Origin of the sequence: Secundilactobacillus folii (genome assembly GCF_009720675.1) — a bacterium.
GTDB classification, from domain to species: Bacteria; Bacillota; Bacilli; order Lactobacillales; family Lactobacillaceae; genus Secundilactobacillus; species Secundilactobacillus folii.
Genome location: NZ_WNJO01000020.1, coordinates 22584 through 31489 on the forward strand (window position 1 = coordinate 22584; position 8906 = coordinate 31489).

Sequence of the window (8906 nt, forward strand, 5' to 3'; positions counted from 1 at the left end):
CTGTTTACCGGCAAGCTGTCGAGATGGCCGATAAGGGTAACGCCCGGCAAGCAGCAATCTTATTTGAACAGCTTGGCGATTATCAAGATGCACACGAAAAAGCAGTGGCAAACCGTGAATTGGCGGACGCTCAAGACCGTGAGAATTTGAAGGCTCAGCAGGCGCAACAGTACAATAATGCCATGGCAGCCTTCGGTAAGGGGGATCTGAACACTGCTGGTAATCTGTTTGCCCAACTGGGTGATTATCAAGATGCTAAGCAAAAATTGGCTCTGGTTCAAAATGCAGTTGCCCAGAGTCAGCAACAGGCTCAGGCCCAAAATTACGAGCGAGCTTACCAAACGACTTTGGCGCGCGCAAATCACGCCCAGCGTTCGGCTGATTTACGGTTGGCTCTGAATGATCTTGCCCAGTTCGGCGATTATAAGGATGCTAAGCAGCAACTGGCGGATCTACAGACGAAATTGCCAGGACTGCTGGCTAATGAGCAGTCTCAAAAGCGAGCTAGAAGTCGGCGTAACAAGCGAATTGCCATTATTGCTGGTATCGTTGTCGTACTCCTAGTCGTGATTGGCGGTGGCTTTGCTTATCATGCACATACGGTCAGTGCACTGAATAAGCAGGTAACCGTTCAACGTCAAGCCAATGCCAGTAGTTTTAATAAGTTGCCTAGTAATACTCAGCAAGATATCAAGGATATGTTGGCAACCTACCACGGCAATGTAAATGATTACACGTATACACTGAAACAAAAGACTGCTAACTACAATATTGTCACTTACAAGTTTGTCGGCCCAGATCACAGTAAGGATATTTTACCTACATCCGGTACCCGAACTTATAATCAAACGGCGATCAGCCATCAATGAAAGGGGTACTCACTATGAAATGTCCAAACTGTCAAAGAGAAATTCCTGCTGATTCGAAATTTTGCACGTACTGCGGTTTTCAAATCCCTCAAGTATCAACAGCAGGCCCAACTGGTGCGCAACCGCAAAATAGTCAACCTCAATTTGGCCCCAATAATCAGGGACAGCAGAATCAGTTTAATGCCAATCAAGGAAACTTTAATCAAAATATGAACCAGAATATGAATCAACAGACTTCTGGCAGTAATATTAATATCAATATTGATATGGATCAGACCTCGGTCTATGCCAAAAATTACTGGTCATATCTGATTCACGGCGTCAAACGGCCCGCTGATTTTGCTCAGCCATTCAATAAATACTTTGGCTTGATCTCCTTGCTGATTAGTTCCCTGTTTATTGCTTTAACCCTCACGATGGTCGAAATTCACGCCGCCGGAGGAGTATTGGGAAACGTTGATAGCCTTTTGAATACTAATACTCAGTCAGTGGCTGGATTTGGTACCTTCTTCGGTGTTCTATTATTGTCGATCATCGGGGAGTTTGTGTTATTCAGCATGGCGCATTTGGTAGTTCGTGGCTTCTTAGGGGACAAGTCAGTTGGTTATATGGCTGACTTAACCCGTTTTCAGCATATCATGAGCCTTGGGGTATTTGTCCTTGCGGCAGGCTTCATTTTTTCAATTTTAGGGACGATCGCGATTGCCCTTGCGACACTATGCGTTTTCTTCTATGATGCACTATTATCATGTGCGTATGTTGCCTTGATCTTCATGGCAAAGCCTACCAATCATTTTGACCGCGTCTATGCCTTCTTAGTTAGTGGCATTATCCTCTTTGTTGTGGCACTGGTCGTCTTCACGATTGTCGGTGTCGGCATTGGCTGGAGTATCATTGGCAACTTGTTTAACTCGTTCGAATAAAGATGTGGGCGCTTTAGCCTGTATTTTGTGAAAATTATCTTTTGGGGGTCTGTAGCTTTTGTACTCAAATACAAAACTTCAGACCCTTTTATTTATAAAAACTGGTTTAGCTGAGCGTCGGTGTTCTAACAGGCGAATTTTGGATCGGTAAAATTGGTGAGGTAGGTGAATTCTAAGCTACTAATTTTACGGTATAATGAATCTAGTTATATAAAGAAACAGGTTAATTTGAAAAATCAGCAAATCAGGTGATTCTATGAGTCGGGTCAAGTTACAGGCTGCCTATTACCATCAACCAGATAAACGGTTACGTCAGACACAGGATAAATTAATGGCAGCAATGCGCCAATCTTTTCGGGATGGGCAACAGTTCGATACCGTTCGAGTTACCGAAATCTGCAAGTCTGCGCATCTGGCACGTCAGACTTTTTACCGCCACTATTCAACGCTCGGTGAAATTATTGAGTTAGATATGGCGTGGATCATCAATGATTTTCTAAAACAGACCGACCAGAAAGTTGATTCCACCCACTATGCACCAAGGCTGATGGTTAAGTTAATGGAGCAGCACCAAACGTCATTTGCGATGGTTTTTTGGGCCCACGAAGAAACGGCCGTTATTGACTATCTGGTGCGGGATATGCGGCGAGTCAATGCCATTCGTTCAACCAATTCACCCGTAACAGTGGCTGCCATTCGGCTATACGCCCACATGCTGATTGACTTTGCCAGGCTGATGCTTGATAATCCGCAACTTGATCGTGAAGATTTCATTGGTATTTACCAGCGCCTCATGCCAGCTCCGGAGTCGATCTTTCACGATGATTAGCAAAAATTAAATGTGACAGAATACCCTACTTTGACAACAAACAGGGGTATTCTTTTCTTTTACGACCGACTAAAATAGGGGTCATTAAATCTTGGAGGCCATGAGAATGAAATTAATTACGCTTGAAGAACACTGGGAATCTCAACGAGTTAATGAAGCCGCAAAGCCCTATATGCCAGCACCCGTTAATCCGCATAAGAATCCGGATGATCACAGCATTGAAAAGTACCTTGCTAAATCAAAGCATGATACGGGTGACCTGACTAGTGCGGGTGAAAGTCGACTGGCATTCATGGATCAAAATGGGATCCAGATGCAGGTCATGGGCTACGGCGATGATACCCCGCAAAACCTAGATCCTAAGGTTGCCATCGAGTTGTGTCAGATGGCCAATAATGATTTGGCAGACGCTGTCAAGGCTCATCCGGATCGGCTTGGTGGCTGGGCGACTTTGCCGGTAGGTGATCCTGAAGCCGCGGCTGATGAATTGGAACGTGCCGTTAAGGAGAAGGGCTTACAAGGCGCCATGATTCATGGCTATTACAACCAACGTTTCTTTGACGACCCAATCTATGATCCGATTTTCACCAAAGCTGAAGAACTAGACGTTCCTTTGTATTTTCACCCGGCTGCTATCCCCCAAGAAATCAGTGAACATTATTATCAGGGGCAAGGTTGGAGCGAACTAACTGCCTTTACCTTTTCCGGCGCCGGCTGGGGATGGCATGAGGACCTTGGTGTTCAAATGATTCGACTAATTTTAGCCGGTGTCTTTGACCGTCATCCTAAGTTGAAGATCATCACCGGCCACTGGGGTGAAATGGTACCAAACTTTTTGGAACGAATGGACCAAACACTAGGCCGAACGATTGATCTGGATAGAAGCATTAGTGAGACGTATCGCGACAATTTCTACATTACACCAAGTGGTATGTTTTTCCCTGCTCAGTTGCAGTTGACGATGACCGAAGTGGGCGCCGACCACCTGATGTACTCATTGGACTATCCGTATAATCATCCTGAAGGCGCGCAGAAGTTCTTGACGGAATCTGGCTTAAGCGCCGCTGATCAGCAAAAAATTGCTTATGACAATGCAGCGGGTTTACTTCATCTCAAGTAACTGTTAAGGAAAATTAGAGCCAGGTTGGCATTAAAAGGGTTCGTAAGGGTTTTCTTCTAGCCAAGGGATGCCAGCTTATCTATATCTTGACTGGTGTTGAGGATACCTATTGATTGGCTTAGAAGTTTTTGAGAGAGTTGGACAAAACTCGGTTAGATCCAAGAATGCCAGCAAAGAGCGCCGTGGATTCCTGGTTTGGAATCTGCGGTGCTCTTTGCTGGCATTCTGGGATCGGAGGTTTGACGCACGTTTGGACCATGTCAAGTCTCGAGGCTGAGTCGTCTTTTTAAAAATTTTGCGTTAAGATGTCAGTTCGATGCTAACCAATATTAATTTTTGCCCAGTCACTCTTTTTATTTTTTAGACGAAAAGTGGATCGATGTCCCACATTAAAAACGAATAAAATAATCAAATTAAGTGAATAACATTATGAAATTATTGTATTAAATCATACTGAATTAAGATAATGTATTGTATAGAATAACCATAACTTCAACATTTATACGGTGAAATATTTGGTCAAGGCGTAAAATTTTGAGTGCCCTATTTATTCATTAGGTCTCTAAATTAGATAAGCTTTAAATAATCAAGTATTGCTTAACCATTTCTTTAATAATTTTTTCTAGTGTAAAATTTCAGAAAGTACAATCCTGGATAAAATAGTATATGGCTAATAAATGCTTGATATATCAACAATAAAATAAATGACAAATTAAAGCAAAGTGTCTTTTACTAAAAAATAATATAAATTTATCGAACTAATTAGCCTATTAAAGGCTTTTCCCGGTCTTTAAACTTGAAATTTTGGAAATATTACGCTATCGTACGGGCAGACAGGGGGGAATATTATGGAAAAAGATTTTAGGAAAGTCTCCAAAAATAATGGATTAAAGTCAATTGAGAAAGAGCAGTCCAGCATGAAAATGTATAAGGCCAAGAAATTATGTATAAGGCCAAGAAATTATGGCTTTTTGCCGGGATGTTTCTTTTAACGTCCACTGCTTTAGGGACTCAAATTGCGAAAGCGGATACACAAAGTGTTGGTGCAAATGCTAAGATTGAGGACGACTCTGGGAATTCTAAGGCTGCAGAATCGAGCACAAGTTCAGTTGTGTTGAAGTCTTCTCAAGCAGGTATGGCCAAAAATGGTATCGCTTCAGCTTCTAGTAGCTCAACAAATGGTGCAGTCTCAAATGATACAGCATCATCTAACACTAGTTCTAGCGTAGTGAGTGATGGTATTGGTACACAGAAAGCTGTCACAAATTCAGATTCAAATAAGCAATTATCTGCTGACAGCACGAAGGTTTCAAATGCCCAATCGACTGGATCAGGTAACAAAAACTCCGGATCGCAATCAGCAGTCACTACACCTAAGAAAACTGACGCAGCGACAACTACCTCGGTGACGAATGCCTCAAAGGCTAATGTTAACACCAGTCAAAAAGCGGGATCTGTTACGGGGAATGTGGCGTCAGCTACTAAGAATTCAACAACCTCTGTACAGGCTCCTACAGTGGATAATGCTACTGAGGGTGTAACGGTGGTTCAAGGCACGTTGAGCCAGTTTGCAGCAGCTAGTCAATCTACTGCGTCTAAAGCTGGTAATGCAGTGACATTTAAGGCAAGTGTAACGGATGTTAATGGCGCCGTTACATCACCCAGTGTGGCTAAAATAAACGTTACCAACTTGTTAAATCCAACTGATCAACAGTTGAATGATGCTAAAGCGGCGGCTGTTTCATTGTACAAAAAGACTGGCATCGCCCAGACGATCAATGTCATTTCTGATTTACCCGTCGGTGATCCGACCAATGCAAATTACCAAGCAGGTTATCAAGCTGCTGCTGCTGATCTACAGGGGCATAAAGGTTATGCGTTACTTTCTAATATTGGTAATGCTGAAGGTAACGTCTTCATTAACTACCAACTGTTAGGTGACCTCTACCACCTCGGTATGGTTTACGAAGCTGGTCGAATCGCTAATGGTGCGGATACTTCTCAAGATATCCACTATGTACCAAAGGGTATTAAGCAGGTTCAAAACCAAGGTGCTCTAGAACTAGGGTCTGACAATGGTGGGAATGCAACCAACATTGATATTTCAAAATTTACGAAAACAACTAATCCGTACAATATTGATATCAGTGATCCTGGTTCTTGGTGGATCGATCCATCTAATGATGGGAAGAGTGGTGGTATCTTAGGCTTCGATCAGACTAACCTCCAAGGGGACCCTAATTTTCAAGCTGGTTATCAAGCCTTTATTAAGACTTGGGCTGCAGCTACGGACGACTTTTATAGTCAGCTAGCTTCCGGTATGAGTTCAGCGGCTGATTCGTATGCAAACTCAATTGCCTATAATTATGCGACTGACGGTACTACAATCCCGTTACCAATTGGAACTAATGATGGTAAGGGTGGTCTTCTTACTGGTGGTGATTCCACTTCTAAGACTTTGCAAAAGAAGTACCCAGCTGCATATAACCTGTTTACGGCTGCAGCGACTAAAGCTGAACAAGATCTAACGAAACCAACCTCAAAGAGCTATACGCAAGATACTAACGCTATTAAGGCAATTACGACGAACTTGGGTGATCTTGTACACGTTTGGAACTACTATATTCCGTTGTTCCAGCCTTTGATTCAGTCGTACTTACAGCGTTCTATTCTGAGTAACCCAGTTTCATTATCAGGACAAAATGGTATTGACAGTCTCTTCTTAAATGATGGGATCACATTTGCTGATATCACGTTTAGTGTTATGAATGGGTTTAGTTATGGCTTTACCTACGCAGTTATTCAAGTTGCTGTTGGCGAACACTTAGGGTCAATCAACTTCCCACAAGAAATTTTCTCTGAATATGTTTCTAAAGTTTACACGGGTATTCGTGGTGCGATCGAACGGGTTGATTACGTTGCGGGTGTTGATGGCGTCAACAACTTCTTAAGTGATTACTTAAGCGCACCTGGGACGATTACTAAAACTGGTAATAATTATACTTCCGGTAGTAACGTCAGTTTAGATGGTAAGTTAGATTTTACAACTTACTCTACAGGTACTGCTGCGGCTAATAATCTGAAATTGTCACACGATGGTACTTACCGAATGGCTGATAAGTATTTGGGTCAAATTAAGAATGCGGCCTTAACTGACGCGATGAATGGCGTGGCTGAAAACCCAACGCCATTCCTGTTGAACGCTTCAAAGACGGGAAATGATACCATTGTTAATGGCTGGAATCAGAAGCCTTACCTTAACTACGGCAGCGACGCAGATCTAGCTGGGACGAACGCTTTAATCAAGTCTCTTTATGACGCTGAATACAAGGCGGTCGCCCAGGCTAAGGCGGATTATGCAAGTGACCCGACCACGATGAAGAGTTATGCAATCACTCAAACGGTTCAAGCTGATGGGTCATATACCAACAACTTGAAAGAAGTTGCCAATGGAACTGCTGGAACTTTCACATGGGATAATCCAGAAAAAGTTGACGATGGAAAGAATTGGTATAGTGATGCATATAATGCAAAGAACACCATCCCGGACGTTGGTACTGTTGCACCGTATACGATTGATTTAGCCGATTATGCGTCAACATTTAACTACTTGAAACAAAATGCAGCTACTCAAAAACTATATTCTACTAAAGTTATTTATCATGATGATGTTAACAAAGTTGATCTGCCAATTTCATCTGGCAACACTTTAATTGGCTTCGACGGTACTCAAACAAGCTTTACAGTTAGTGTACCTAATGGTTATGTTCTAGATGATTCGAATTACACAGCCGGTCAAAAAGTTAATGTGACACTTAGTGCTAATACGCCAACAGAGTACGTTATTAACGTTAAGCCGATTGCCTATACAGTAAACAATCCTGGTACGATTCAAGGTACGCAGGCTAAATACCTGCAGGGGACAGTAAACGAAGTCATTTCTTACAGTTTAGCTAATGGTAAGGCTGGAACCCGTAACGTCTCTTCCGTTGGGAATAGTACCAACATTACAACCACTACAACGCAGCAGGATGCTGACGGAAATGTGGTCACATTGCCAAACGACAAAATCGTTTCAACAGCCACGGTAAAAATTTACCGGACTGCATATCTTGGTCAAAATGGCACAGTTATTTATACTCCATGGACTACCAACGAAGATGGGTCAGTTAATAATAGTGCGGTTGTTGCACCGGCGTTGAGCAATAGTGACTACGATAGCACGCTAATGCAGCCGATGAATAACGGTAATACGTATAATGCCGCTTATAATAATTCAACTTTGGAAACTGCTGTTACTCCGATGGTTGGTATTCATGGTGTAACACCGCAGTGGACGGATGCCTTAGGTACTTCTGGTGCAGTCACGGTTGGTGAGTTGCCTACATTAGCAACAACGAACCCAACAATTACAAATGCTAACGCAAATGATCCGACCGCAACCTCTTTTGCACAAGACACTCAAGAAAATTATAACGTCGTTCGCCACATTAACTTGTCTGTAGGTGCAATGGTCACTAACGTTGCGATCTCGATTGAACCAGATAACAACTACAAGATTACTGGGACTACGGCCGCTTCAACACCAGTAGCAGTTACTGACTCGCATGGCAATCCAATTGCTCTTGTTGATGCCAATGGGAACCCAATTACCGGAAATTCGGTCACAAGTGGTGCTGATGGCAGCGTTGAGATTCATGTCCCTTCTAGTGGTTCTGGTGCGGTCAATCCAGGTGATGTATTGACTTTGACACCACAAAATGGCGGATCCACGACTGTTACAGTTCCGCTATTTACGACGGGGGCTTTAAACATCGCGCCTAATACAACTGGTGGCTACGACGTAACTGGTAAGTCTCGACCAAGTACTACCGTGTCAGTTGACGGTTCGAATGGACAACCGTTAACTAATGCTGATGGTTCACCAGTAACCGGCACAACTGATGGCAATGGTAACATTCAGCTTTCAATTCCGAGTGGACTTGTTCAACCAGGTGATACACTAACTATTAAACCTGCTGGAGCTGAGAGTGGTAAAGTTACGGTTCCGGCGGCGGGAACGGTTGCAACTACGAGTACAGTTACAGTTAATCCAGATGGATCGTACACGATTACAGGAACGACCGCACCTGGTGTTAGTGTCACGCTGACTACCAGTGATGGTC

General features: G+C 43.1%; 5 protein-coding genes. All 5 read left to right on the forward strand.

Translation table 11 applies throughout. From position 1 onward, the window contains the following. Positions 1–23: 23 nt before the first annotated feature. The gene (locus GM612_RS11330) at positions 24–869 is read left to right on the forward strand and encodes a hypothetical protein (RefSeq protein WP_155432471.1); all 846 of its coding nucleotides are present in this window, start codon (positions 24–26) and stop codon (positions 867–869) included. Positions 870–883: 14 nt separating this feature from the next. Then, positions 884–1792: a zinc ribbon domain-containing protein gene (locus GM612_RS11335; RefSeq protein ID WP_173021274.1), complete on the forward strand. Its 909-nt coding sequence runs from the start codon at positions 884–886 to the stop codon at positions 1790–1792. Between the two features lie 256 nt (positions 1793–2048). Continuing rightward, complete coding sequence (locus GM612_RS11340) at positions 2049–2621, forward strand: TetR/AcrR family transcriptional regulator (RefSeq protein WP_155432473.1); 573 nt, start codon at positions 2049–2051, stop codon at positions 2619–2621. A 106-nt stretch (positions 2622–2727) separates the two neighbouring features. Further along, positions 2728–3741, forward strand: coding sequence for an amidohydrolase family protein (locus GM612_RS11345; protein WP_173021275.1), 1014 nt, complete (start codon positions 2728–2730; stop codon positions 3739–3741). Positions 3742–4684: 943 nt separating this feature from the next. After that, the coding region (locus GM612_RS11350; RefSeq protein WP_155432475.1) for a KxYKxGKxW signal peptide domain-containing protein at positions 4685–8906 on the forward strand (4222 nt) is incomplete at its 3' end.

Coding starts and splice junctions, on each gene's coding strand:
- GM612_RS11330 (WP_155432471.1), top strand. CDS start 24: ATGGCCGATAAGGGTAACGCCCGGCAAGCAGCAATCTTATTTGAACAG.
- GM612_RS11335 (WP_173021274.1), top strand. CDS start 884: ATGAAATGTCCAAACTGTCAAAGAGAAATTCCTGCTGATTCGAAATTT.
- GM612_RS11340 (WP_155432473.1), top strand. CDS start 2,049: ATGAGTCGGGTCAAGTTACAGGCTGCCTATTACCATCAACCAGATAAA.
- GM612_RS11345 (WP_173021275.1), top strand. CDS start 2,728: ATGAAATTAATTACGCTTGAAGAACACTGGGAATCTCAACGAGTTAAT.